Genomic DNA, 20,091 nt, shown 5'->3' with positions numbered 1-20,091 from the left:
GCCTCCGGAATAAAAAAAACCGCCAGGGCGGCGGTTTAAACGGGTTAGTAATTCATGGCGGTTGTTATTCTGCCGTTATCCTCAACGTTATAGGTTTTCTTCTCCCCCTTATCATTGACCAGGGTGATTTCCAGCTTCATTTTCTGATCGGCCATCGCCTCTTTGAGAGACCGGGTCAGGTTTTCACTGGCTGCCTCTCTCCCGTTGCCGGAGGCTGTCAGGATAGAAGAGCTGTCAAACGTATCAGGCTGAGGCGCGAGGATATTCTGTCTCTGCTGGCTGAGTACACTACTATCACGAAGACCTGACCAACGCGGGTCACTGATGGCCGTTTGAATTGCAGCCTGTATCTCATCTTCAGAATATGGCTGCGCGCCATTCTCATGCTGAATCATGGCTGCCATGACAGATTTCAGTACTTCCGGGTTATGCAGATCCATCCGCTGCTGGGGCTGAAATCCCGTCGCGGCTGAGACTGAATTGATATAGGACTGAGTGTCATTTTCTGACCGCGGCGCATAGGTGTGGATCATGCTGTTCAGCGTGTTATTCCCACGATCGCCATATAACATCAGCTGCCTGGCCATTGCCGCCAACCCGTCGTTGCTATTGTCATAAGTGACGAAACCACGATTCACCCCAGTCGCATTAGGCGCTATCCGGAGATTGCCCGGGTTATTATTTCTGAGGCCCAGTGCCTGGTTAGATGGCTGGCTGTAATTCACCTCCCCGCGTGGAGCTGCTGCACCTGCTGGCAGGATAACAGACAAATCATTACGGAGTTGTTCAGCTCTGTCACTGGCGCCATATTGCGCGTCGTAGCGTTTCCGGACGGCATCCGTCATAAAGCCGGCATCTACCGCCCCGCGCTCACGCCGGGAAAGAGTGTTATACAGCGCTTTATCACCCTGAATGCGGCGTAGCTTCCCGGCATCCTTGCTACTGATAAACCCCAGCGCATGCGACAGCCCGGTGAAATCGCCATTCGTGAACAAGTCGGTCACACCTTCGAGACCGTCTTTCACCGAACCATCGGAAAGCAATCCCTTAAACAGAGAGTTTTTCGAACGGTTTTTCAGCCCATCCCATGCTGCGCCCAGCTCATTCATGGTGCCGTTAACCTCGGACAATTGCCGGTTAAGTTCCGGATCAACCGTCAGGCCAAGTTCATCAGATTTAGCCAGCAATGCTTTCATCCGTACGCCTTCACGCATCAGCGCCAGCATTTCCGGCGTCAATCCGAGGGCATCGGAAACCGACTTCTGCTGGTCAGGACGCAGGCTCGGGAAAACGCGCGCTATCGACTCCAGCGTTCTCAGCGTATCAACGGAGCCGTCATTGTTTTTCTGGATCTGAACGCCAATCTGCGACAATGCGCCAAGCACCTGGCTGTTGGCACCGCTGGCGGCCTCCTTCAGGCTTTTAGCCATCCCCTCGATGGAAGCGTTGGCACTGTCACCATCAGCCCCCAGTATCCGCATGGCGCCGGACAGTCTGGAAAAATCCTCCACCCGCATACCCGCATTTTTCGCGGCAACATCGAGGTTATAGGCTTCCCTTGAGGCCTCATGGAAACCGTAGGCAATCTGTTTTAACCCGTATCCCGCCGCCCCGACCACGCCCAGCGACGCCAGCTTACCGGAGAGCTCACCGACCATCTTCAGCGGCGGCACCATATCCCCGATATACTGCACGTTATCACGGGCATTTTTGGACAGATTTTCGAAGCGGGATATAAAGCCGTTCAGTCCATCGAGGGTCTCCTGTCCTCCTAACTGGAGTCCCTCTTTGGTTTTATCCAGCTTTGGCTCCAGATCACGGATAGCCTCATTGATACGCTCAATGGCTTCCGTCGCCTGATCGCTGGCCACCAGCTCAAAGTCGAAAGAATTACTCATCGGGTTTGGTATTCCTGAGTTTATTGATACGGGTGGCCTGCGATACCCACCACTTCAGACGGGCATAGGTCATGCCCCACGCCCTGTCTTCTGTCCAGCGGAAATAAAATGTGACGTCAGCGGCCGTTTCCTGCCAGGCGGTCAGGGCTTCCAGGTCAAAAAACCGAGCAAAAACTCCTCGCATTTTCGGAAGTCGATAAAATCCATCGGCTGAAGCACACTTTCCCGCGTATCCGTGACCAGCGAGATCAGCAGACGCATTGCCGCCAGAGAAGTGGACGATGTCTGCTTTTCGTAGAACTGCTCTGCCTGGCTGAGCGTCGGTGCCTTCAGCTCCAGTTGCTCATAGCGCGTTTTTTGCGCCTCATCGACAAGAGGCTTGATGAGAGGAATGACTTTGGTGCGTTCAAGTTCTGCCATCTTAGTTCTCCGTTACGTCCCGACCTTCCCAGCGAACATCAAACACTGCGTCTTCGCTTTCCACCTCCTGAACGTTAACCGTCCAGAGTGCGCGACCGATAATAGTCTTTCCGTTCGCCAGCTCGGCGATCACGTTGACGTTCGTCTGACCGTTAAACCCCAGCACGTTAGTCCCGCCACTGTCACGCAGACGGGCTGAAATATACGGGGCAACCGGTTTTTCTTTATAACCATGTACTCCGTCCATGCCTGTCAGCGTGGTGCGATTGACAGTAGCTGACTGGTATTTAAACGAACCCTCCACCATCACAGTCACCCCATTGACGGTGACATAAGCGGTACCCGCCAGGCGGTTAGTGGTATCTCCTGCCATGATTTATGCTCCTGTTGACTCAGCCTGCAGGCGGAACTGATTAAGCAACGCGAAGATGCGCAACTGGTTCATAAGCGTTCCCGGCCACAGTACGTCAACGCGGTTCGGGTTCGTTTTGTTCTGCTCAACAATAATGTTTCTGGCAAAGGCCTCTGCGTCCTGCGCATAGCCGTTAAAGACCAGCGTCTGGTATTCCGCAATCTGATCGGCCCTGATGATGTTAGGTGTCACAATCGCCGCCCCCGGCGCAAAACGCGTGCCGTCCGCGGCCAGCTTCATGCGACCAAATTTACTGGTGACTGCAGAGCGGAGATATCGCGTGACAAACATCAGGCTGAACAGCGTTTCCACCTGCAGGTAACTGTCGTCTTCGTCGCCATAGCTGTTTTTCTGGTAGGTGGTAATCAGGTTTTCAATCATCACCGTCCCGTCATCACCTACGGTGTAAGTGGAGATGCCGCTGTACAGCAGGTTGTTGCGCTCTGTCAGCTCAAAGCGATCCGCCAGATCCGGCGCCAGCACGCCATAAACAGGCAGACTTTGTAGCGGGCGTCCGGGGTCGTTACGCAGGCTGGGTGCGGCGGCCCCAGTCAGTGCCGCCGCCCAGATATAACGCGGTGACGGTGAGCGATACACGCCAAGCAGTGACTCATGCTGGTTATTACGGGTTTCCCCTTTGGTGCCAAGCTCAGCGTAAGTGCCGTTGGTGGTAGTGAAAGCGTGGCCATAAAGCTGTTTATCCCATGCCCAGCGGCCGGTTGCATCGTTCAGAAATTCTCTGATGGCATCCAGTGATGCGGTGTCATCATAAGGGTTGATGACAAAATCAAAGGTCTTATCCTGCAGGTTGCCCAGGGCATCAACAAAATCCGGCGCACCGGCGCCGCCGGCCATGCCCGTGATGGTCAGCGTCAGTCCTGCGGGCGTCACCTCACCACCCTGAACACCGAGATAATTCAGCCTGATATCAATACCATTGCCCAGTAACCCGGCATTCTTGGCCGTCAGTGTCACGGTATCTGTGGCATCGGCTTTTACAGCAGCGGTCACCGGCAGTTCCGTTTTACGGGTAATCGCCGCGACCAGCGCAGTGGCAATCTGAGCCGGAGTGTCAGTCGCCAGTACGGTCAGTTGTACGCGAACACCAGCAATATAAAGAGAGATAACGCCGGTTTCTGTCGCCTGTGTGGCAACCTTGATACTGCCTGTTGCCACTGCCATCGAATCCGCATCATCAGCCAGCGGAAGGATCCAGACCTCCGCAGCAGTATCGTTTTTTTGATACGCCGTCATCATGCCATGTAGCATTGAGCCTTTTCCGGTAAGCTCACCCACCGCATTGGGAGAAGAGACTTTTACCGGGATTTTTTCCTGTGCAGAGCCTGATGCCAGCATCTGACCAATCAGCAGCGTTCGCTGTGTAGCGGTCGCCGTGTTGGCCATGGAGTTATCAAACTCCACATAAAAAAGCGGCACACGTAAATTGCCGGGAACTCGCGAAAATGGAACGGTCATTTAGTTACGCCCTCTTTTTTTACGGCGTTTTTAACGCCCTTTTCCGGTACCAGGCTGACGTCACCATCCTTCAGGCGGCGGTGCCAGAACGTATTATCAGGTACCTCCGCGCCATCTTTGGGCAAAGGCTCCCCCCTGACAGGGCAGCGAACGCTGAGCCCGTCCTTCGGTTTTACAAACATGATTACTCCTGAAGGTCTATTTTTACGCCCGGCTGCGGCGTACCGTCCGGCATGTTAATGGTGATGTCGATCCCCGCCAGCGGTACCGTATCGACCGGATAAAAGTCTTCCGGTCCCTGATAGTGCTCAATATCAATTTCGATAAGCAGCTGGCCCATATGCGCTTCGCCATCCGCATCAACATCAATCGTCGAGCGAACCTCCGCATATTTCTGGATGTTCCGGGTCAACTCGTAGCTGTTAATCACCGCCCTTTCTACCTGTTCCCGGAGCTCCTCCAGTGCAACCTCCGCGCGCATGGCGCCATCATCAGTGGTTTCACTGTCATACTCCTGAACCCGGCCGGTAATACGAACGGTGGTCAGAGAGGTGAAGGCCGGGGTATTTCGCCCCTGCGCCTTTTTGTGATCAAATGGCGTCTGAACAAGCAATGCAGGGTACAAGTCCGGCGAAGTTGCCCAGTCACGCGGGGAATACACACGATCGCCGGCGGCGGTTTTATCTTTCAGCGCGGCCACGACCATTTGTCGTATTGCGGAAGCATTCATCGGGTTTTCGCCACATTGAGAACGAGACGCGAGCCGCCATGGCTGTCCGGTTCGACGTTGGACACAACAAATAACTGATTGATGACCTGACCCCCGACCGTTTTAATAAACACACGGTCAGATACGGCAGGCTGCGGTTTACCCAATTGACGAAATTCAGCATCACGCACACCCAGCATCGGGCTGGAGGTGTTAATTTCTGATTCACCATCAAGATTTTCTGCAACCTGCGCATAGCCACGGTCAAAAATACCGTTAATCGTAAAAGGAGTACCGTTGCGGGGACGGTACTCATGCTCATCGCCAAACACGCCATGGAGCGGACTCAGAAGATGTAAATCCCAGTCCACGCCCATCTGCTTACTCCGTTGTGATTTTCACACCACGCACAGCAGATAATGCGCGCTGTCGCAGAGCATGGACATCGGCAATTACACCTGCTGCCAGCAGACGCTCGGCATCCTTACCGGAGACCGGAATAAGGGAGTTTTCCCGGTAAACCTCACCGTCATGGCGGATGCAATTCCCTTTCAGCACCACAAACTCAGGCTCCGGGGCATCTTCCTGGTCATCTTCTTCAGCGGTATCCTCATCATCTGATGGTTCGCCGTGTTTATCGTCATGCTGTTGGGTCTCATGAACGCTGCCACCAGCATTCAGGTCGTCGATATTCAGGGCGTCTTCGGTGGCGCCTTCCGCATTCAGATCATCGCCCAGTACAGTTTTGGTTGTTTTAGCCATATCAGACCACCGTTGCACAAAGGGATGCGTTTACCCGGCTCGGAATAACCAGCGGGGAGGATTGCATCAGGATTAGACGCTGGGCCGGATCTTCTTTCACCCAGGATTTTGGCGCATAGGCCAGGGGACCGTAGTTAAATGCCGGGTCCAGGATAACGCCAAAAGCGCGGGTACCCATCAGATCAGCGCCAGACATAATAACGGCGCCGTCGGGGATCATCGGCTTCTCGACATTATCAAGTGGGTCAATAAACCAGTCGTTATATAACCAGAGGTCAAAGTTACCCCAGCGACCTTTATAAATAGCGCCCTTCATCGCCTGTGGACCAGCGTTAATCTGGTTACCAAACGGGCTCAGCGCCGGGAACGTGATGGCGTTATCTTTGATGGTGGTGTCCAGTCGGAAAGCACGCCATGACTTGCTTGTGAACACCAGATCTGTCGCGACGGAACCGGATTCTTTCAGGAAAAGCGTCTGCCAGATTTCAATATCATCAGATGGCTGGGTATTAGTGGCACCAGCGGCAACCGTCAACGGCCACTTATCTGAACCACTCAGAGTGATAGTCAAATCCGGAGAGCGCCCAAAATCCACCACTTTGGTTTCATAGCCTTCCCCGGCAACCGTGACGGTACCGGACACCAGCGCGCTGGCCGCCATCCATTCAAGACGACGGTTGATCATGTCAATCTGATCAGTCATCTCAAACTGCAGGTTCAGCATTTCGCGTTCTGCGGCGGTATATTCACCGCCAATACGCTCACCAATCTGGCGGCGGATAGGTTTACGCAGGTCCGGCGCCCGCTTGTCTTTGATGTACGCCGGTTTGAACGTATTGGTCTGGTATTTACGGGACTCGACCAGCTTACCTTCCACCAGCGGGGAGACGAATGGCGCCATACGACGCAGGCCGACATCCACGTCAATCGCTACTTCTTCGGTCTCATAAGTCACGACGTTCGGGAAGAAGCGATCAAGCAGCCAGTTCTGACTGGTTTTCAGATTAGGAACGACCTGCACCAGCACACTGGTATCATAAATATTTTCCATATTCAGTCTCTTGATAATGCCAGCTAGACGCTGGCATAAATTTTAAATAGGTCAGCGCCTGCCCGTTAAAGCATTCGCCAGGAGAAATGAGGGATAAATCAGGAGGTGGTTAAAGGTGCCTGGGCGCTGTCTTTCAGGAAAATGGCCAGCGGGCGTAGTGCTGTTTTCAGTTCCTGCGCAGTCCAGGAATCGTCAAAAATAATATGATTCTGGTTGAACTCGCCCATCAGGTACAGGCCGCCGGACTGATCGCCATGGGTGGAAGCGTCAACATCATCAACCAGAATGGCAGTTGGCGTCTCGCTACCATCCGTTGCGGTTTTCACACTGGCTGTATATTTGCCACTGGCGGTGATCATGCCAAGCACAGTGCCACGCTTATACACACCGCCGGTGATCGTGCCGGTGTCAGTGACCAGTTGCAGCGTACCGGCAATTAACTGATCCGGCACAAACACTGAACTCTTCATGCCAGGTGCAAAGGCATTCTGACCAAATTGATCCATTATTTCTCTCCTTTAATGGAGTTGTAGAGGCCGGTCATCTGGTTTACCAGTGCCGATTTACCGTTCTCTTTCTTGCCGCCATCCGGATTCAGACGGACATCATGGCTTTCCTGCATGCGCTGATCGAGAGAGCGCCCGCGCGTTGCCTGTGGTTGCAAGGCTGGCGCCGTGGATGCCAGAACATTGATAGCGGCGGCAGAGCTCATCCCGGTATTGAATGCGAGTGAAGCGGCCAGTGACGGATTCGCCGCAGCGTGCTTACTGCCGAAGATACGGGCGCAACGTTTACGCTCGGCGGCGCGGGCATTTTTCACCGCTTTGCTTTCTTTGCGGTCATCGTCGCCGTCATCTTCGGAATCGTCATCGTCTTCCGCCGCATCCGGGTCGTCACCGTCATCTTCAGCGTCATCATCACGCTCGTCGTCTTCCGCGTCATCTTCGCGTTCATCGTCCTCGGCATCATCTTCGCGCTCATCCTCTTCCGCGCGACGGCCTTTCGCTTTTTTGGCCTTTTTGTCTTCTTCCTCTTCGGAAGCAGTCGCGCCACGGCCAATAAGATGAGCAAAACTAAATGTTTTCTTCGCCATTTCAGGCTCCTGTTTTTTCAAGTAAGTTTCTGAACGCAGCATCAGGAGGACACACCTCATCAGCCAGTCCAAGTTCCACACCATCAGCAGCCATAAAACAGGCAGCCTGAGTACTTTTGATAACCTTTGCGCTAATCCCCCGATTTCTGGCGACGGTATTCACAAACAATTCGCCCATGGTGTTGATGTCCTGCTGAATAGCCGCCAGCGCTTCATCTGACAGTTCTCTCAGCGGTGACCCCTCAGCCTTACGGGAACCGTAGGTGATGATGGTGACTTTGAGGCCGTCATCTTTTATCCGCTGGGTCCAGTCAAGGTGCATAGTGATCACACCAACTGAACCAACACCACCGGTTCGGGGAACAGAAATCCGGTCCGCCGCACTGGCAATCGCATAGGCGGCGGAATAGGCGCTTTCCGTCAGAATGGCATGGATGGGCTTTTTCCCCCGGGCGCCATAAATGACATCGACCAGGTCGAAACATCCGGCGACCTCGCCACCGGGCGAATCAATATCCAGGCAGATCCCCGTAATATCGGGGTCTTCCATCGCAGTCAGGAAGGCCTGACGAATGCCGTCATAGCCTGTCATGCCACTGTATGGACGCAGGCTGCCCAGCTTCTGCACCAGGGTCCCACATATCGGGATGACAGCGACGCCCAGCACATTGTCATAACCCGGGTCGCTACGGGATTCCCGCCCCCGGTTATCGTCGTATCCATACCAGTCATCATCCATGGCAAGAGAGGATTCGATTTTACTGATGCCAAACCGGTCCATAACGGATGCCATGATGACTTCAGCTTTACTTGGGTGCAGCGCCAGCGGTGTATTAAAAAGGCGCTGGGCCAGATGAGGTAGATTCACTTTTCCTCCGGATCGGTAATTGTCTGGCTGGCGAACTGGTCCGCCTGCGCCCAGCTCGGTAATGGAAGTCCGCGCTTCAGGCAGGACTCAATTTCCCGCTGGCGCTGATCAAGTATCTCTTCCCAGTCCTCACCCACGTTTTCACCCACTTCAATTTCGAGAGTGGAAAGGCCCGCATCGAGGCCGAGGATGGCGCCTTTTTTCTCTGCCACCGGATCAACCCATCCTCGTCCCGGCCCCATCCAGCGCGCACGGGAATACGCTGCCCGGGCCTCAACAAAATCGGGGGCATTCGACGGAAGAGGCAAATCCTCGTTATCGTGGACCTCTTCAACAAAGGCTGTCAGCACAGGCTGCGCGGTACCCATAGCAAAATCATCGCGCCGGCGGGTGAGTGTTTTCCATGCCTCCAGCAAGGAGGAACGCGCAGAGCTGTAATTCACATCAGACCAGTCCTGTGTAACCTGCTGCGGAGATAACCCCGTGCCGGAAGAGAAATTACGCAGAACTGCAGACTCGAAAACCTCAAAGTTGCTGTACGGACGGGCAGCATTGACCGTTGTTATTTTCTCGCCGGGGTACAGGATTGGCATGCGGGCGCCATTCTGCAGCGTTAAACGACGATCATTATGAAATTCAGCCCGGCCGTCCTGATATGCCCCTAACCCTTCCTCGAAGTTTTCCCCCAGCGCGGACTGGATCATTTCGGGATCGTATGGAGACTCAATATACGCGGCGAAGATAGCATTCAGAATTGCCGCTTCCAGCTCGCTCTGGTCGTACTTCACCAGCATCTTCAGACGTTGCACCACTGGAGTCAGAATGCCATTACCCCGATGCTGAGCTCCACGCTCATGGTCAAAGTCGTGCACAACGTGCGGGCGCCCCCAGTCGGTTTCCCGCGGTATCCTCCGCCATGTCATCGTTTTGGCGCCACTCCACCAGTCACCGATATGTGCTTCACGTATGTGATATGCCACAGGTGCGCCATCAGCATCTATTTCAACGCCGCCGCGGATATTGGGCATATCAAAATTCTGCTGTGGGTTGCTGAGTCTGTCGGGATCAACAACCTGCACCGTCGTGGCATAACGCCCCTTACCTGGTCCAAGGCGATCGGTGCGATACTGGAGCACCATCAGGGCGTCGCCATCTATCAGCTTGTGGCGAAATGCCAGGCGTAACATTTGTGGAACGGTTAGCTTGCGCTCAACGTCACAATAACGGCCTGTGTCGTATGCCCAGGTTCTCCAGTGGGAAGCGAGTGCTTTTCCGTACTCTTCCGCCCATACTGCGTCAAAACTTTTATTACCTGTCATCATCCGTAATACACGATAGTCAGGCTTCATGATCGGACGGAAATTGGCGCCGACCGCATTATCAAGCAGGCGAGTTATGGCACCATTGGCCCATCCATCATTTCGGACCAGATCGCGCGCACGGGAAACGATACGGTCACGGTAGATATTAATTTCGTTATCCGGTGACCATAGTGCGGGCTGCCAGTTCGCCAGTTGATCGCTGAAGGAATCCGCGGCGTCATATGGCACCCGGCTACCGCCCGTCAACATGCTGGGTTTTGGTGCCTGATAAGGTCTCCCGTCAGGACCAAGGATTTGCACTTTATTCATCAGAATCTGAACCTCACTGGCTTCCGTGGCCGGGCGACAATTCCCAGTTGCGCCTGCAGCAACTGAATCAGCGCAAGCAGGTCGGCGAGAGAGCTTTGCTGATAGGAGACAGAGCGCGTCCCATCACCCTGCGTATAGGAGAATGAGACGCCACGGCTGCCGGTAGTCAGATCGATATAAGCCTGCTGCGCTTTCTGCAGAGCGTCTCTGAGCTGCTCATCAGTCATCCCACCAGCAAGTAAGCTCGTGTTTCGGTTAAACATGGTTTTCCTTATTGCGGCAGGAGTTTAGAAATGTTCTTACGCTTAACAGGAGCCATAGCCTCATCCACGATGGCACCCGGTAATTCGTAATTGATTTTTTCTTCTGGCTCGGCTGGCGCCGGCAGGAATTTATCGGGATCGGCCTGAAGGTTAGCGGCCCGAACATTGAGTTTTAATCCCATATGTTTCAGCCCACACAGCGCGGCATAGCTGTATACGAGACAGTCGAGCGCTTCGTTCGCCCGGCCGGGAATGGGCTCCCAGACACTGAATCGCTGTCCGGCCACCACTTTGTAAACCAGTCGCTCTGCCAGTAGCTGGTTGAAATATCCGAGGTCACGATCATCCGGGAAGTGCATATAACCCGCACCTGCAGTACCTAAAGCCGGCGGTTCAAGATGCAGACGACCACGGACAACATCTTTCGCAGAGTTCACGCCAAGAATAATTGGCCTGAAGCTGGCTTTACTTTTCGACGTCGGTCGCTTGGTTGGCCAGACGGGGTTACGTTTACCGCCCTGCGCAGACTCCCCCTTGATAGCCCAGATGCGGCGCCCAAGGCGATCTTTGCAGAACTCATAAACCTTTTGCGTGTGGTGACCGCCGGAGTCCATACATGCAGCCAGAATATTCAGCCCTCGCCCGTCACCGCGTCGCCATATCTGTTTCAAATACGCATCAAGGCGCTTCCACGGTTCCTCTGTTTCCAGGTCGCCATAAATGACGTCATGCGCAACTGACCACGATTCCTCGTCCCGTCCCCAGCCAGTGATCGTGATTTCGAATCGGTCATCCTGGGTATCGACGCCGGCAGTTAACAATGCCACGCCATCAGGAACGACGGCCGGGAAGACTTCACGGCGCGCCAGCAGGACATCAACCGGGAGCTGTTTCCCGTGGTTAGGTCGGTGGGGCAACCCCATCTGGGTGTTCCACCAGGCCTGTTCCTTATCCGGATCCCCTTTCGCATCGAGGTATTTCTTTGCAATGTCCGACGGCTTATCTTTCTGCCAGGGACTAAACAGCTTTGACGCCTGGTATCCGGCGTGGTGATTATCCAGCGCCTCAGCCCCACAGTCCGGGCAAATCGCCCGGTATACGGCATGCCGTTCCGACTCCGACCAGCGCCAGACAGTATCAACACTTCCCTCATCGCCTTCATGCCATTTCTGGTCGTATTCCATTAATGGTGAATGGCGGGAACCACAACATTCAAACGGTTTGGTCTGATGCCAGCGGATTGTCTGTAATGCCCGCAGACGCTCACCCTCTGACCAGCCAGCACCACAACATTCACAATGGATCATGGCCGATTTGGTCAGGTGCTTATCACCTTCTTTTGGCCATTGAACATGTTTGAAGAAATCAAGGAACTGTCGGTGCCCGCAATGGGGGCAAACTACAGAGGCCCGCCGCTGATCTGAATCTTCGTAACTGTCAGCAATCCGGCTTTCATCTTCAACCGTCGGCGAACAGGCCCGCACAGAAAGCCAGTTAAGGCCAAATGTTGCGGTTCGTTCTTCCGCCAGGGCAATGGGATCACCTTCACGTGTAATCGGGTATTTATCCACCTCATCCGCCAACAGAACACGGATAGGTCGGCGCGCAAGGTTATCAGGGCTGCCGGCGCCAGCCAGCGCCAGAAACCCGCCAGTGAAGGCTTTATACAGAATGGTTTCTTTCGAACTCTTTTGCTTTGAATCACCGATGATGTTACGCAGAACTGGCGTCACACGAACCAACGGGCTGATGCGTTCTTTGGAAAACTGCTCGGCGGCCTCTTCCTTCGGCTGCAGGAGCAAAATCGGGCATGGATCGAGGTGCGCGAAATAGCCGAAAAGATTTTCCAGCAGCGCTGTTTTCATTAACTGGGTACAGCACATCACGGTAATAATGTGGACGCCCGATTCAGTCGCGGCCAGCATCGGGCCGCGTGCAATCTCAACCGTTGATGTTTCCCAGTTCCCGGAGGTGCTGCCAGCTTCTTTCGCCAACTTCCGGTAGTCATCAGCCCATTGCGGGACGCTGATGCGTGGTGGCGGTGTCCACCCTTTCCGGACACACAGTTGAAGACGCTCAATCTTCTGCTGGGTTAAACTCTGGTTCTCCGAGGACTGAGATATGTTTGTGGACATGTTCAATCAGCACCTCTGTCATCCTGTCCGCCGGCACATTCAGATCGGCAGCCATCAATGGTGCCACGCGTGAAGGCCAGTTAAGCCATGCATCACGCTGCTGGCGAAAGGCGTTAAACAGAACCTCCTCGGCGATGGCCAATTCAATTGTCTGGCCGCTGTCTTTTTCATACTGGAGCTTTGCCTGCAGGGCCATGTAATTTTCACGGATCCGCGCGGCCTCTTCCCTGGAAAGGTCAGCACCTTCTGTAAGCATTATCTGGCGAACGGTTTCATCAATTTCATCGTCGCCATCATTCCGGGGTGCTGAGGCTTTTTTCTTCTTCGCGTTTGATGCCCGCGGATCTTTTCCATCACGGTTTTTCTTCAGCGCAGCATCGCTCGCTTCAACATCTATCAGGTCGCCATCCATGACGATAAACCGACCAGCTTTAATCCAGCGGCCAATAGTTTTACGGTCAACGCCTGAATGCTGCGCGTACTGACTCTGGTTCATCGTGGACATGGGACATCACCTGGGACATTTTTGGGGTGGGACATTTACCTGGGACATTTTTGCAATGTCCCACATGAATGCCCCACTGGAATAAATGGAATAATCCACGCTGGCTCTGGCATGGCTGGCGATCTCATCAGGTGGGACATGGGACACAAAATAAAAATTTGTAACTAGGAAAACACTGCGGCGCGCAATGCCCGTGCCTTACAAAAGTCTCTGGAAGGACCCAACCCCATAGGGGTATATCTACTCTCTGACTTGCCCGTCTTTTCACCAATTCAAGCCCAGTGATATGCTGAAAGTTCTCACACAGCCAGCAAGGATAAAACTATGGCAACATTTACAGTAAGAGTGGAACTGCGCAATTCCAAAGATGCAGATTACGATGAGCTTCACGAACTAATGGAGGCCAATGGATTTTCCCGGACTGTCACCACAGACTCTGGAAATACCTACTATCTACCAAGTGCTGAATACAACTACAAAAGCACTACAAGGAGTAGATCTTCTGTCGCTGACCTTGCTGAGGCAGTTGCAAGTCAGGTGAGGAAAAACCCTAAAATCCTTGTCACAGAATCAGATGGCCGATACGTTAAAAATCTAGATAAGGCTTAGCCTTCATAGTCACCTGAATCCAGGGCCTTTTTTGCTAACCAGATGCGGGCTTCAGTGCCTGCATTTGGCTTTAACTCCTGAAGACGCATTACATCCTCAAGCAGCAGCGCGATAACATTTTTAAATTCTTTTTCATCCATTTCAGTACCCTCTCACTAATTTATTGAATAGGTTATTTTGCTGTCCTGATCGCATCCGCGATAGCGCGGCTTAGGGCAGCAGGCATTAAAGCCTCTGCCATCGCTTTTGAACGGTCCATATACCCCAGCACTGGCGTTACAGGAAGCGCATCACCAAACCTCACCAGCAGCTTAGGTGGCCGCTGTTTTGGTTTAGGCCTGCGTGTGCCATTAGGAGAACGCTTAGCCCTCTTCTTCTTCGGGGGTTTTGGCTTGCGACGTTGCCAGACTGCATTGACATTGTTCACATCACCAATAAACACGTTCGACTTTGCTTTCAACTGCGAAAGTTTATTTCGCGGCATGTTGCCGTATTTGTTCAGTTTGATGTTTTTGGGGTTAAGCAATGCCGAGCTGTTCAGCTTATGATCGCCGCCAAACTCGAAAGGCTCCAGGTACCCGGCTGCGATATCTCGCACATAAACCTTTGCGCGAAGATCGTTCTTGCGGGCTCCTGAAGAACCCACTGCATTGACCGTGAACGGGGTTGGCGATTCCAGCTTCCGACCCAAAGCTACTTTTTGCGCTGCTGCAATCTGACGAACAACGGCTGTCATAGCCTTAGCTGTGGCATAGGGGATTTGCTTCTGCAACGTCTGAAGTTGCCGGGATAAATCCTTAATCGTAGCCATAAGCTTGTTCCAGAGTAAGCGAAGTTATCAGGCGCTATTATTGTCTTTCGGTTTCTCCTGAGGAGTACCATAGCGGGCACGCATTTCGCGGCAGGACATAAAAGTAGGCTGAGCACCGTTTGAAGCGATCATCAAAACAATAGGTAAGCCTATGGTGATGATAATCAATAAGCCATTCCAGATGTAATAGAACATCATCGCGCCCTTATCTTCCCGTTAATTTTGTCAGGTGCCACGCGCAAAATTTATATCGCAACATTGCCACTTCTTCTCAGAGTTGCGCCGCCACTTCTCGTCTTTGCGAGCCGTCAAGATGTGGATCACCTCTTTGGCCGACACCAGATCTATGCTTCTTGTCGGGTAAGCATTATCGAGCCATCTCGTAAGGTGGCTCTGTAATACCCTACTTCACGGTTTCAATGGTCGAACCGTGGCTGTTGGTGATGTAAATCTGATCGCCCTTATAAAGGAACTGGTATCCAACACCACCAAGCTCAGGAATGTCAGGGAAAGCTGGTGAAGGAATTCCTGAACAAATAATGGCAATGCAATCAGCCCGGTTTGCTCCAGTACGCTCGACCATTAGTTGATGCTCATCGCCAACTGGTTTCGTCATATCTTGGTCCTCATAGGACATTGGGATATGCTCAATGATGTCAGGCGCCATAACCTCCAGTTCATCAGCAAGAGCAAAAGCCTGACGCCATTGCTCAGAGCCAGGACGAGCAACGGTGATTTCTTTTGCCTCATACAATGAGGTTGCGTTGTTAATAATCTGCTTAACGGTAAACATTTTCTTCTCCTGCTTCTGGTAATAAAAAACCCCGCTATTGCGAGGCTCGTTTTTTCTCTGCCTGCCTGATATCCGCTTTATCCCGGTTGCACTGGCCCAGCGCTGATAGCAGACTGACGTTTAAATCAAGGCTCTGGCCCCACGTCAGATTGTCGGGGATTTCCGGTTGCGGGGTGTCAGCCGTCAGGATGGCCGGTAACGGGACCACCGGCACTTTGACGTAGACCGTTCGCGAATTGTTGCAACCGCTTAACTGCGCCAGCAGGCACAGGGCGATTAGTGCAATCATCATTCGCAACAGCAACCCGGATATCAGCCGAGGCTCCCGATGCGTCCAGTGCGATCTGCTCTTTTGCATGCTGATTGGCCTCGACGATGGTGTTGAAGATGGTCATGGTGGTCAGAACGTTGGATGTGATGGTCTGGGCTGCGTTTGCCTGTTGCTCTGCATTATCGGCTCGGGTTTTCTGCTCAGAAGCAGCGTTGTGGTAATGCATTACCAGCCACCCAAGGCAAACCATCAGGCAGATCACAATGGCGCTGATAATGGCGGTTAACCGGCTCATTTTTGACTCCAGAGACAAACTTCGCGCTCAATCTCGCGGCGAGTTACCAGGCCTTTCCACTGCTTGCCCTTGGCGTAAGTCCAGCGGCGCAGCTGGTCGCACGCACCTTTCTGGTCGCCCTGGTTGATTTTGCGCAGCAGTGTGGAGGTCTGGAAGTTGCCAGCGCCAACGTTATACGCGAACGAGTACAGAGCCCCGCGCATTGTCTCGGGGATCGGCTTCTGGATGTAAGGGTTAATCTGGCGAGCGACGGCGTTCAGGTCTTTACTGAGAAGGGCGCGGCATTCGGCCTCGGTGTACTTCTTGCCGAGCATGATGTCTTTGCCTGTGTGGCCATAGCAGACAGTCCAGACGCCTACCACATCCTGATAGGGGTTGTATCGCACACCTTCAAGACCATCGCTCCCGGTTGGGCCAGCGATTAGCGCAGAGGCAATGGCTATGGCGCCACCACCGACGGCAGCGATAACGCTATTCCTCAGTTTTGGTGTCATAGCCATTGAGCCGATCCTCGCGTTCTTTCCGCCGGTAGTACCAGTTCACCCCACAGGTGGTAATGGTGCAGGCGATACCGACAATAATTGCCCAGTCACTCAGGGTCATCCCCGCTATTTTGTCGGCCAAAATCCATACCTCTGCCTTAACTGCCCCGGCATACGCCTTTGCTGAGACACCGCAGCCCGTCAGTGCGGTCCCGGTGCCGTATGAAAGTCTGCTGTAAATGGTGCTCATTTTTGTCATAACCTCACCTCCGTTGATGACGGATGGCGCTGTGTGAAGTGGGGAATGGCCACCAGATGAATTTACGACAAAGCACAAAGTGAGTGACGTTCTGGCGACCAAAACAGAAAGAGCCGCCTGTTGGCAGCCCTGTGATTCGGATTTACTTCTTTAAAAGCAGTGATATTATCGCGCTACCTGAGCTGAACCATCAGGTGTCCAACTTTTGCATGTCATCTTAATGCGCCCGCTGATTTAACCATCTCTAAGCGGGCTTTTTTTCGCCCAAAGAAAAGGCCCACCGAGTGGGCCTTCCGGCTATCATCATTTTTATATTGGCTGTGGTGCCGGGTGCCTCCCGGTGAGTCTTTGGTTAAACACCTTAACTCGCATTAACCATGCTAATCAGAAAAGGGTGGAAGCTTATCTCCGGTAGCTGAGGTTACGCCCCTCCGCATAGGGGGATTCACCACGCGCATGCATTAGCTATGCAACATTCACTTAGTCAACATGCTGCGATACCAGTGCGCTAACTTCTTCCTTAAGATTCAATAATCAGTCGGATTATGCATAATCAATGCATGAAATATAATTTCAATAACAACAATAAAAAATCATCTAAAATTATAAATTTACCAAAACTATTGATTAGGATTTTTCTTACCCTCACCATAGAATCCTCCCCACAAAAAAACAAAAATGTCCACATACATTTCAAGGGGTTACACCTGCATGGCAAATTTACTCATTTTAGCACTGGCGGTAGTTCTTTTTATAGTCGCTGTACTTTCTTTCGTTTCTTACACCAAGGACAGGAAAAAGCTTAAAAATACTTTTAAGAAGCGGTATTGATCATGCGCTGATCTTTATCTTAAAGAGGCTGAGCCCGTCAGCCTCTTTTTATTCTGATTGGCCAGCACACCTCCAGCGCCCCGACGATAACCACCAGCAGAACCAGATCCATCAGCATGCCAGCCACCCGCCAGGCTACGAACAGTAGAACGACAAACAGCGCCCAGAAACACAGCCTGCGCAGCATGATTACTTACCGTTGGTGCCGAGTACCCGGCTCAGGTTTTTCAGCAGGACAGTCGAGGCCGTTTCCAGCATGTCATCACCGGCATCGGTATTGGCGACCACCAGCGTCTTAGTGCAGGGAACCTTCACCTTCGAATCACTCAGCCAGCCGGATTCGGTAACCGCCTTTTTCATCTCGTACACCGGCTTCCCGTTCGGCAATTTATCGTCAACGTGCCAGCCGTTCATATCGATCATCGTCAGGCCGCTGCCTTCCTGATTAACCGCCTCCAGAAACTTATTCGACCGGTCCGGCGCAGATACCCAAAGGAAGGCGTCATACTCGCCAGTGGTGACTTTCGCCAGCGAGCGCACACCGCCTTTGGCATAGGTCTCTACTTTGGCGTAATCCTTTTCCAGCCCCTGCAGATATTGCCAGGATGCATACGATCCGCTGGAGGGCTCACCGACCGCGATTTTCACACCTGCCTTTAAATCACCTTCATCGCTGACCTTGCCGCCCTTCTTCACCGCGACAAAAACGCATTCATCAGCCAGCTCGCCGATGATGTCCACCTTCTGCGCTTCGTTGCTGTGGCGGCTGCGCCAGAACTGGAAAGCATCAGCCTGAGTGAAACCGATCTGGGCGGTACCACTGGCGACCTTGTCGAGATTGTCCAGAGAGCCTTTACTGGGGATCACCGTCGAGCTGTAACCATACTCGCTGAGTGCGCTGGCGAGATTAACGCCGTACACCGCGTTATAGGTCAGGCCCTGTTGACCCGTAGTGATAACGACATCCGCAGCCGAAGCGGCGTTACTCAGGCACAGCGAAGCGACCGCAATAGCGGCCATGATGACTTTTTTCATGTGACTATCCTTTTGAGGTGAGCCTTCGCCCGGAGTGGTCGCCCTGCAGAACAGTCACACGACCATTCCAAAGGCTCACCCCGAAAAGCTCTGCAGCTTTTATGCGCCGGGCGTGGCGCGGATAAAAAAAGGCCACGCAAGTTCGCAGCCTGTGAATGGTTGCAGCCCTATAGCAGCATATCTCTACATTTGGTATGGTCAGATCGCCAGAAGTAACCACATCAAACATGGAGAATTACATGAGTGAGTCTAATAAACCAATCAGTGAAAATAAGCCTCAGCCAACAACCCAAAATAAGTCGGATACCAAAGCGCCTCCACCTCCACCAAGGGATTTTTCGATGGGACGGACAATAACTGGTGATTCTGCCCCGACAATTGGTGATTCTCTCCAGAATCTCACAAGAAAAATACACCAGTGCCGAAACGGTAATGGATAAAGCCGGAGTAAGGATTGATGCCAGCCTTACTCTGGTTAGTCTGGTTCTGAGTTGTATATTTGCTTCCTGAAGTTCGCTTGCCGTCTGACAAAGATTTTTCAATCTATAGCGTCTCATCACCGATAAAGCACTATCTCCACCGATATAACCATTGGCTCGCAGAGTCTCATAGTCACTCCCGGTTATGGTCTTGTACACCCTAGTATAGAGTACGTCAGGAGAGGTTGAAATTAATGCCCGCGTCTGAACGGATAACACCCTTAAAACCAAATAAACGGCGCATAACGTCCAGTACAGAGTAAAAATAGCCACGCCAGCATTTAAAAAATCAGGATGATCTTTTTGCGTCAGAAGGAGAAACGAGGAGCCAATGCCAACAATGAGGATGCTAAGCAGTTTATAGCCATTTTCTTTGTTCAGGGAATTCGACTGCGTGATCTCACGAATACAATCCTCTCCCTGCTTTTCCAGAAAATCCACGAGCTCATCATCAGCATCCAGAAAATAGTCATCGGGCAAATCTGACATTTCGACCTCACTCGCATCCTGAGATTTTTTTTTGATTTTACCTGAAGGCCCGCTAATGAGATACATCAGGCCCCTAGATGGAGGGATATGGCGGAAGATGGAGGAGTCGAACCCCTACCGTTACCAGCACCACCGGGTTCAAACCGGTTCGCCCACCACTGAGCGGCATCTTCCAGAAACGAAAAAACCCCGCCGAAGCAGGGTTTTGATGATTGGTTTCGTTCAGGCGCTATATGCCACGATTGAAAGCATACAGGACAACTTTATGCAAAGTCAACACTAACGTTCAAAAAATTGCAGCCATCTGTTTCGATCACATTAATAACTGGTAGCCTTCTCAAATTCTGCTGCGGCTTGTCTCTCTCCTTTGTGAAGCATATCCACCAGCCCCTCATAGAACGGTTTCCAGTTGCGTGACCACGAAGACTGATGGAGATCCGGGAGACGCTTCAGAATGGCGCGGTGTACCGTCGCAGAGGGTACAACAGAGAAGCCATTACCAGAGCAGCGTTCA

At 52.7% G+C, this 20,091-nt stretch carries 30 protein-coding genes and 1 tRNA gene; 2 read left to right on the top strand and 29 right to left on the bottom strand.

The annotated features are described in order from the left end of the window. Window positions 1–44 precede the first annotated feature (44 nt). The 16 genes from ACQUTI_RS25340 to ACQUTI_RS25265 all read right to left on the bottom strand — a co-directional run bounded on the left by ACQUTI_RS25340 (window position 45) and on the right by ACQUTI_RS25265 (window position 13,223). Complete coding sequence (locus ACQUTI_RS25340; RefSeq protein WP_065800235.1) at window positions 45–1,898, bottom strand: hypothetical protein; 1,854 nt, start codon at window positions 1,896–1,898, stop codon at window positions 45–47. A gap of 141 nt (window positions 1,899–2,039) precedes the next feature. Continuing rightward, window positions 2,040–2,318 carry a phage tail assembly protein gene (locus ACQUTI_RS25335; RefSeq protein WP_040210560.1) on the bottom strand — a complete coding sequence of 93 codons (279 nt, stop codon included), beginning with the start codon at window positions 2,316–2,318 and terminating at the stop codon, window positions 2,040–2,042. 1 nt (window position 2,319) lies between these two features. Next, window positions 2,320–2,691, bottom strand: a complete 372-nt coding sequence (locus ACQUTI_RS25330) for a phage tail tube protein (RefSeq protein ID WP_040210562.1) — start codon at window positions 2,689–2,691, stop codon at window positions 2,320–2,322. A 3-nt stretch (window positions 2,692–2,694) separates the two neighbouring features. Further along, window positions 2,695–4,206, bottom strand: coding sequence for a phage tail sheath subtilisin-like domain-containing protein (locus ACQUTI_RS25325; RefSeq protein WP_428923414.1), 1,512 nt, complete (start codon window positions 4,204–4,206; stop codon window positions 2,695–2,697). Then, a complete protein-coding gene (locus tag ACQUTI_RS25320; RefSeq protein WP_053290022.1) occupies window positions 4,203–4,388 on the bottom strand; it encodes a DUF2635 domain-containing protein in 186 nt (61 codons plus the stop codon). The genes ACQUTI_RS25325 and ACQUTI_RS25320 overlap by 4 nt, the downstream gene beginning before the upstream one ends. A gap of 2 nt (window positions 4,389–4,390) precedes the next feature. Further along, the gene (locus ACQUTI_RS25315) at window positions 4,391–4,936 is read right to left on the bottom strand and encodes an ATP-binding protein (RefSeq protein ID WP_065800237.1); all 546 of its coding nucleotides are present in this window, start codon (window positions 4,934–4,936) and stop codon (window positions 4,391–4,393) included. Next, window positions 4,933–5,292: a head-tail joining protein gene (locus tag ACQUTI_RS25310; RefSeq protein ID WP_032708389.1), complete on the bottom strand. Its 360-nt coding sequence runs from the start codon at window positions 5,290–5,292 to the stop codon at window positions 4,933–4,935. The genes ACQUTI_RS25315 and ACQUTI_RS25310 overlap by 4 nt, the downstream gene beginning before the upstream one ends. A gap of 4 nt (window positions 5,293–5,296) precedes the next feature. Then, window positions 5,297–5,677, bottom strand: coding sequence for a hypothetical protein (locus ACQUTI_RS25305; RefSeq protein WP_065800238.1), 381 nt, complete (start codon window positions 5,675–5,677; stop codon window positions 5,297–5,299). Between the two features lies 1 nt (window position 5,678). Further along, window positions 5,679–6,728: a major capsid protein gene (locus ACQUTI_RS25300; RefSeq protein ID WP_021543308.1), complete on the bottom strand. Its 1,050-nt coding sequence runs from the start codon at window positions 6,726–6,728 to the stop codon at window positions 5,679–5,681. 98 nt (window positions 6,729–6,826) lie between these two features. After that, window positions 6,827–7,234, bottom strand: a complete 408-nt coding sequence (locus ACQUTI_RS25295; protein ID WP_428923413.1) for a head decoration protein — start codon at window positions 7,232–7,234, stop codon at window positions 6,827–6,829. Then, a complete protein-coding gene (locus tag ACQUTI_RS25290) occupies window positions 7,234–7,821 on the bottom strand; it encodes a hypothetical protein (RefSeq protein WP_080934948.1) in 588 nt (195 codons plus the stop codon). Before ACQUTI_RS25290 ends, ACQUTI_RS25295 begins: the two co-directional genes overlap by 1 nt. A gap of 1 nt (window position 7,822) precedes the next feature. After that, window positions 7,823–8,689: a S49 family peptidase gene (locus ACQUTI_RS25285; RefSeq protein WP_021543305.1), complete on the bottom strand. Its 867-nt coding sequence runs from the start codon at window positions 8,687–8,689 to the stop codon at window positions 7,823–7,825. Then, a complete protein-coding gene (locus tag ACQUTI_RS25280; protein WP_053290026.1) occupies window positions 8,686–10,320 on the bottom strand; it encodes a phage portal protein in 1,635 nt (544 codons plus the stop codon). The genes ACQUTI_RS25285 and ACQUTI_RS25280 overlap by 4 nt, the downstream gene beginning before the upstream one ends. Then, window positions 10,320–10,583, bottom strand: coding sequence for a gpW family head-tail joining protein (gpW, locus tag ACQUTI_RS25275; RefSeq protein ID WP_000483310.1), 264 nt, complete (start codon window positions 10,581–10,583; stop codon window positions 10,320–10,322). Before gpW ends, ACQUTI_RS25280 begins: the two co-directional genes overlap by 1 nt. An 8-nt stretch (window positions 10,584–10,591) precedes the next feature. Continuing rightward, window positions 10,592–12,718 (bottom strand): phage terminase large subunit family protein, encoded by a 2,127-nt coding sequence (locus ACQUTI_RS25270; RefSeq protein WP_135725423.1) that lies wholly within the window; start codon window positions 12,716–12,718, stop codon window positions 10,592–10,594. Next, a complete protein-coding gene (locus ACQUTI_RS25265; RefSeq protein ID WP_058836975.1) occupies window positions 12,660–13,223 on the bottom strand; it encodes a hypothetical protein in 564 nt (187 codons plus the stop codon). Before ACQUTI_RS25265 ends, ACQUTI_RS25270 begins: the two co-directional genes overlap by 59 nt. Before the next feature lie 324 nt (window positions 13,224–13,547). Between ACQUTI_RS25265 and ghoS the strand changes: the two genes are divergently transcribed. Next, window positions 13,548–13,832, top strand: a complete 285-nt coding sequence (gene ghoS, locus ACQUTI_RS25260; protein ID WP_065800244.1) for a type V toxin-antitoxin system endoribonuclease antitoxin GhoS — start codon at window positions 13,548–13,550, stop codon at window positions 13,830–13,832. Here the strand turns inward: ghoS and ACQUTI_RS25255 are convergent. From ACQUTI_RS25255 to ACQUTI_RS25220, 8 genes are all read right to left on the bottom strand, one after another. Then, window positions 13,829–13,972 (bottom strand): hypothetical protein, encoded by a 144-nt coding sequence (locus tag ACQUTI_RS25255; protein WP_175285067.1) that lies wholly within the window; start codon window positions 13,970–13,972, stop codon window positions 13,829–13,831. The genes ghoS and ACQUTI_RS25255 overlap by 4 nt on opposite strands. 32 nt (window positions 13,973–14,004) lie before the next feature. Next, entirely contained in the window at window positions 14,005–14,643 is a 639-nt protein-coding gene (locus tag ACQUTI_RS25250; protein WP_428923412.1) for a hypothetical protein, read from the bottom strand. A 27-nt stretch (window positions 14,644–14,670) separates the two neighbouring features. After that, a complete protein-coding gene (locus ACQUTI_RS25245) occupies window positions 14,671–14,841 on the bottom strand; it encodes a hypothetical protein (protein ID WP_159174252.1) in 171 nt (56 codons plus the stop codon). A 205-nt stretch (window positions 14,842–15,046) separates the two neighbouring features. Beyond that, a complete protein-coding gene (locus ACQUTI_RS25240) occupies window positions 15,047–15,436 on the bottom strand; it encodes a hypothetical protein (RefSeq protein ID WP_070544634.1) in 390 nt (129 codons plus the stop codon). 34 nt (window positions 15,437–15,470) lie between these two features. Next, entirely contained in the window at window positions 15,471–15,725 is a 255-nt protein-coding gene (lysC, locus tag ACQUTI_RS25235; protein ID WP_077270182.1) for an Rz1-like lysis system protein LysC, read from the bottom strand. Further along, a complete protein-coding gene (locus ACQUTI_RS25230; RefSeq protein ID WP_200497848.1) occupies window positions 15,613–16,002 on the bottom strand; it encodes a DUF2570 domain-containing protein in 390 nt (129 codons plus the stop codon). Before ACQUTI_RS25230 ends, lysC begins: the two co-directional genes overlap by 113 nt. Then, a complete protein-coding gene (locus tag ACQUTI_RS25225) occupies window positions 15,999–16,496 on the bottom strand; it encodes a lysozyme (protein WP_428923418.1) in 498 nt (165 codons plus the stop codon). The genes ACQUTI_RS25230 and ACQUTI_RS25225 overlap by 4 nt, the downstream gene beginning before the upstream one ends. Further along, window positions 16,474–16,743, bottom strand: a complete 270-nt coding sequence (locus tag ACQUTI_RS25220; RefSeq protein WP_012542609.1) for an HP1 family phage holin — start codon at window positions 16,741–16,743, stop codon at window positions 16,474–16,476. The genes ACQUTI_RS25225 and ACQUTI_RS25220 overlap by 23 nt, the downstream gene beginning before the upstream one ends. Window positions 16,744–17,421: 678 nt before the next feature. On the opposite strand from ACQUTI_RS25220, the gene ACQUTI_RS25215 reads away from it, so the two are divergent. Then, on the top strand, window positions 17,422–17,574 hold the full coding sequence (locus ACQUTI_RS25215) for a small membrane protein (protein WP_350502026.1): 153 nt from the start codon (window positions 17,422–17,424) through the stop codon (window positions 17,572–17,574). 37 nt (window positions 17,575–17,611) lie between these two features. On the opposite strand, the gene ACQUTI_RS25210 is transcribed toward ACQUTI_RS25215, so the two are convergent. The 5 genes from ACQUTI_RS25210 to ACQUTI_RS25190 all read right to left on the bottom strand — a co-directional run. Continuing rightward, window positions 17,612–17,761: a hypothetical protein gene (locus ACQUTI_RS25210; protein ID WP_428923411.1), complete on the bottom strand. Its 150-nt coding sequence runs from the start codon at window positions 17,759–17,761 to the stop codon at window positions 17,612–17,614. 2 nt (window positions 17,762–17,763) lie between these two features. Further along, window positions 17,764–18,609, bottom strand: coding sequence for a TAXI family TRAP transporter solute-binding subunit (locus ACQUTI_RS25205; protein ID WP_170826749.1), 846 nt, complete (start codon window positions 18,607–18,609; stop codon window positions 17,764–17,766). A 221-nt stretch (window positions 18,610–18,830) separates the two neighbouring features. After that, complete coding sequence (locus ACQUTI_RS25200; RefSeq protein WP_428923410.1) at window positions 18,831–19,643, bottom strand: hypothetical protein; 813 nt, start codon at window positions 19,641–19,643, stop codon at window positions 18,831–18,833. A gap of 22 nt (window positions 19,644–19,665) precedes the next feature. After that, a tRNA-Ser gene (locus ACQUTI_RS25195) sits at window positions 19,666–19,751 on the bottom strand. Between the two features lie 144 nt (window positions 19,752–19,895). Beyond that, a partial coding sequence (locus ACQUTI_RS25190; RefSeq protein WP_428923409.1) for an antitermination protein occupies window positions 19,896–20,091 on the bottom strand: 196 nt, incomplete at its 5' end.

Source organism: Klebsiella sp. 7-CIP_Kleb., assembly GCF_050378655.1.
In the GTDB taxonomy this organism is placed as follows: Bacteria; Pseudomonadota; Gammaproteobacteria; order Enterobacterales; family Enterobacteriaceae; genus Klebsiella; species Klebsiella quasipneumoniae.
The sequence above is the reverse complement of the archived record's forward strand: the minus strand, read 5'-3'. Positions and strand labels throughout refer to the sequence as shown.

Bases quoted from the DNA above. Each gene is read 5' to 3' on its own strand.
- ACQUTI_RS25340 (WP_065800235.1), bottom strand. From the start codon at position 1,898: ATGAGTAATTCTTTCGACTTTGAGCTGGTGGCCAGCGATCAGGCGACG.
- ACQUTI_RS25335 (WP_040210560.1), bottom strand. From the start codon at position 2,318: ATGGCAGAACTTGAACGCACCAAAGTCATTCCTCTCATCAAGCCTCTT.
- ACQUTI_RS25330 (WP_040210562.1), bottom strand. From the start codon at position 2,691: ATGGCAGGAGATACCACTAACCGCCTGGCGGGTACCGCTTATGTCACC.
- ACQUTI_RS25325 (WP_428923414.1), bottom strand. From the start codon at position 4,206: ATGACCGTTCCATTTTCGCGAGTTCCCGGCAATTTACGTGTGCCGCTT.
- ACQUTI_RS25320 (WP_053290022.1), bottom strand. From the start codon at position 4,388: ATGTTTGTAAAACCGAAGGACGGGCTCAGCGTTCGCTGCCCTGTCAGG.
- ACQUTI_RS25315 (WP_065800237.1), bottom strand. From the start codon at position 4,936: ATGAATGCTTCCGCAATACGACAAATGGTCGTGGCCGCGCTGAAAGAT.
- ACQUTI_RS25310 (WP_032708389.1), bottom strand. From the start codon at position 5,292: ATGGGCGTGGACTGGGATTTACATCTTCTGAGTCCGCTCCATGGCGTG.
- ACQUTI_RS25305 (WP_065800238.1), bottom strand. From the start codon at position 5,677: ATGGCTAAAACAACCAAAACTGTACTGGGCGATGATCTGAATGCGGAA.
- ACQUTI_RS25300 (WP_021543308.1), bottom strand. From the start codon at position 6,728: ATGGAAAATATTTATGATACCAGTGTGCTGGTGCAGGTCGTTCCTAAT.
- ACQUTI_RS25295 (WP_428923413.1), bottom strand. From the start codon at position 7,234: ATGGATCAATTTGGTCAGAATGCCTTTGCACCTGGCATGAAGAGTTCA.
- ACQUTI_RS25290 (WP_080934948.1), bottom strand. From the start codon at position 7,821: ATGGCGAAGAAAACATTTAGTTTTGCTCATCTTATTGGCCGTGGCGCG.
- ACQUTI_RS25280 (WP_053290026.1), bottom strand. From the start codon at position 10,320: ATGAATAAAGTGCAAATCCTTGGTCCTGACGGGAGACCTTATCAGGCA.
- gpW (WP_000483310.1), bottom strand. From the start codon at position 10,583: ATGTTTAACCGAAACACGAGCTTACTTGCTGGTGGGATGACTGATGAG.
- ACQUTI_RS25270 (WP_135725423.1), bottom strand. From the start codon at position 12,718: ATGTCCACAAACATATCTCAGTCCTCGGAGAACCAGAGTTTAACCCAG.
- ACQUTI_RS25265 (WP_058836975.1), bottom strand. From the start codon at position 13,223: ATGTCCACGATGAACCAGAGTCAGTACGCGCAGCATTCAGGCGTTGAC.
- ghoS (WP_065800244.1), top strand. From the start codon at position 13,548: ATGGCAACATTTACAGTAAGAGTGGAACTGCGCAATTCCAAAGATGCA.
- ACQUTI_RS25255 (WP_175285067.1), bottom strand. From the start codon at position 13,972: ATGGATGAAAAAGAATTTAAAAATGTTATCGCGCTGCTGCTTGAGGAT.
- ACQUTI_RS25250 (WP_428923412.1), bottom strand. From the start codon at position 14,643: ATGGCTACGATTAAGGATTTATCCCGGCAACTTCAGACGTTGCAGAAG.
- ACQUTI_RS25245 (WP_159174252.1), bottom strand. From the start codon at position 14,841: ATGATGTTCTATTACATCTGGAATGGCTTATTGATTATCATCACCATA.
- ACQUTI_RS25240 (WP_070544634.1), bottom strand. From the start codon at position 15,436: ATGTTTACCGTTAAGCAGATTATTAACAACGCAACCTCATTGTATGAG.
- lysC (WP_077270182.1), bottom strand. From the start codon at position 15,725: ATGATTGCACTAATCGCCCTGTGCCTGCTGGCGCAGTTAAGCGGTTGC.
- ACQUTI_RS25230 (WP_200497848.1), bottom strand. From the start codon at position 16,002: ATGAGCCGGTTAACCGCCATTATCAGCGCCATTGTGATCTGCCTGATG.
- ACQUTI_RS25225 (WP_428923418.1), bottom strand. From the start codon at position 16,496: ATGACACCAAAACTGAGGAATAGCGTTATCGCTGCCGTCGGTGGTGGC.
- ACQUTI_RS25220 (WP_012542609.1), bottom strand. From the start codon at position 16,743: ATGACAAAAATGAGCACCATTTACAGCAGACTTTCATACGGCACCGGG.
- ACQUTI_RS25215 (WP_350502026.1), top strand. From the start codon at position 17,422: ATGTCCACATACATTTCAAGGGGTTACACCTGCATGGCAAATTTACTC.
- ACQUTI_RS25210 (WP_428923411.1), bottom strand. From the start codon at position 17,761: ATGCTGCGCAGGCTGTGTTTCTGGGCGCTGTTTGTCGTTCTACTGTTC.
- ACQUTI_RS25205 (WP_170826749.1), bottom strand. From the start codon at position 18,609: ATGAAAAAAGTCATCATGGCCGCTATTGCGGTCGCTTCGCTGTGCCTG.
- ACQUTI_RS25200 (WP_428923410.1), bottom strand. From the start codon at position 19,643: ATGTATCTCATTAGCGGGCCTTCAGGTAAAATCAAAAAAAAATCTCAG.